At 71.2% G+C, this 2,687-nt stretch carries 2 protein-coding genes; both read right to left on the bottom strand.

From position 1 onward, the window contains the following. Positions 1 to 48: 48 nt before the first annotated feature. Entirely contained in the window at positions 49 to 330 is a 282-nt protein-coding gene (locus ACFV0G_RS38075; protein WP_030271959.1) for an HU family DNA-binding protein, read from the bottom strand. Positions 331 to 823: 493 nt separating this feature from the next. Then, positions 824 to 2,299 (bottom strand): NAD-dependent malic enzyme, encoded by a 1,476-nt coding sequence (locus ACFV0G_RS38080; RefSeq protein WP_380558045.1) that lies wholly within the window; start codon positions 2,297 to 2,299, stop codon positions 824 to 826. Positions 2,300 to 2,687: the final 388 nt, after the last annotated feature.

Here is a 2,687-nt window from a genome sequence, read left to right on the forward strand (position 1 = left end):
GCCTCCCGTGGGGGAGGCCGGCCGTCGTCGTTACGGTCGCGGTACCGCTCAGGCGCCCTTGGCGGCTTCCTTGAGCTTGGAACCGGCGCTGACCTTGGCGCTGTAGCCGGCCGGGATCTGGATCGGGTCACCAGTCTGCGGGTTGCGCGCGGTACGGGCGGCACGGTGGGTGCGCTCGAAGGTCAGGAAGCCGGGGATGGTGACCTTCTCGTCACCCTTGGCGACGACCTCGCCGACGACCTCGGCGAAGGCGGCCAGCACCGCGTCGGCGTCCTTGCGGGTCACCTCGGCGCGCTCGGCCAGCGCGGCCACCAGCTCACTGCGGTTCATGTGTACTCCTGTGGTCTGTTGCTTGCGGTGTGCGGGGGCCCCATCGGTCGCCCCCCGGGGGAACCCGGATGGGCCGCTGGTCCGCACACTGGTGCTCGTTCAGGCGAGGGGTGGTCAGGGATCGGTCTCGGCCCCCGAAGCGCCGCAAAATGCCCGCCCGGGTACGAATCCTGCCCCGACCGGCACTGAGAAAGCCAATCGGCCTCCGGCGACACCGACCCGAACCCGACCCGCCCGGCGGAGGTGTGACGCTCCGTCGGCCCCGGCGCACCGGTGCGGGCGGCGGCCGGGACGACACGCCGAAAGCGCGGTAGGGACGTTCCGTACTTGTCGGACACGCCACCCCCGTGCAGGGCTACCGTACGCCCTGGCACCGACAAGCCCAAACACGCCCCTTCCCCTTGTGTCGCAAGGGGAAGGGGCGCGTCGGGCGGCCGGTCGGCCGATCGCACACCCGATCGGGCAAGAACGACACTCCGGCGGCGGGCGGCCGCTACAGACCGGCGACCGGGAAGGTGCCCGTGTCGAGGGTGCCGACGATCCCCGGCGTGGGCCGCGCGGGCGCCTGCTCCTGGCCGCCCCGGGCGGCCAGCGCGGCCTCGCGCACGGCCGCGGCGACGGTCTTGGCCACGTCCGGGTGGAACACGCTGGGGATGATGTAGTTCGCGTTGAGCTGGTCGTCCGCCACGGTGGTGGCCAGCGCCCGGGCGGCGGCCAGCATCATCTCGGTGTCGACCGTCCGGCTCTGGGCGTCCAGCAGGCCGCGGAAGACGCCGGGGAAGACCAGCACGTTGTTGATCTGGTTCGGGAAGTCGCTGCGGCCGGTGGCGACCACCGCGGCGGTCTGCCGGGCGATCGCCGGGTCGACCTCCGGGTCGGGGTTGGCCAGCGCGAAGACGATCGCGTCCTCCGCCATGGTGGCCAGGTCGTCCCCGTCCAGCACGTTGGGGGCCGAGACGCCGATGAACACGTCGGCGCCCGCCACGGCCTCCTTGAGGCTGCCGGTGCGGCCGGAGCGGTTGGTGTGCTCGGCGATCCAGCGCAGGCTGTCGTTGAGGTCCTCGCGCCCGCTGTGGACCACGCCGTGCACGTCCGCCACGGTGGCGTGCTCCACGCCGGCCGCCAGCAGCAGCTTGAGGATGGCCGTGCCGGCCGCGCCGGCGCCGGACATCACCACGCGGATGTCGGCGATCTCCTTGCCGACCACCTTGAGCGCGTTGGTCAGCGCCGCCAGCACCACGATCGCGGTGCCGTGCTGGTCGTCGTGGAAGACCGGGATGTCCAGGGCCTCGCGCAGCCGGGCCTCGATCTCGAAGCAGCGCGGCGCGGAGATGTCCTCCAGGTTGATGCCGGCGAAGCCGGGGGCGATCGCCCGGACGATGGCGACGATCTCGTCGGCGTCCTGGGTGTCCAGGCAGATCGGCCAGGCGTCGATGCCCGCGAAACGCTTGAACAGGGCCGCCTTGCCCTCCATGACCGGCAGCGCGGCCTGCGGGCCGATGTTGCCCAGGCCGAGCACCGCGGAGCCGTCGGTGACCACGGCCACGCTGTTGCGCTTGATGGTGAGGCGGCGGGCGTCCTCGGGGTTCTCGGCGATCGCCATGCAGACCCGGGCGACGCCCGGGGTGTAGATCATCGACAGGTCGTCGCGGTTGCGGATCGGCAGCTTCGAGGACATCTCGATCTTGCCGCCGAGGTGCATCAGGAAGGTGCGGTCGGAGACCTTGCCGATGCTCACGCCGTCGATCGTCCGGAGCTTCTCGACGATCTCCTCGCCGTGCGCGACCGAGGACGCGGCGACGGTCACGTCGATGCGCAGGGACTCGAGGCCGGAGGCGGTGACGTCCAGGCCGGTGACCGAGCCGCCGGAGGACTCCACCGCAGTGGTGATCGCGCTGACGGCGTTGCCCCTGGCCGGGACCTCCAGCCGTACCGTGATCGAGTTGGAGACACTGGGCACCGTCGCCATCGACGTCCTTCTTCCGTCTGTACTTGAGGGATGTCCGGGGCGCGCCGCTTCAACAGTTTGTTGATCGACACGCCCTGCGCATGCTAGACCTCGATCGTCGCACCTACCAGCGCCCGGCCAGAAATAAAGTTCATTGAGTGTGCAGAACCCACAAAAGGGGTTCCGGCCGTTGGCGGCGACACCCGGAAATCTGCCTGCGGCCCCTTGGCTCCCGGTCGAGATGCGTTACATTGGACGGGACGTCGGCTCGATCCAAGCCCCCGGGCCCAACCTTCGTCGCTTCGAGCGACCACTTGCCGCGAGGCGAGCATGGCGGGTCGGCGTCATCAGCGTGAGAAGGCCCCCCCCCCCGGGTGGGGGCCGGGGCCGGGTGCGCGGGGGGGGCGGC

The sequence above is a fragment of the Kitasatospora sp. NPDC059571 genome, from assembly GCF_042735675.1.
Lineage (GTDB): Bacteria > Actinomycetota > Actinomycetes > Streptomycetales > Streptomycetaceae > Kitasatospora.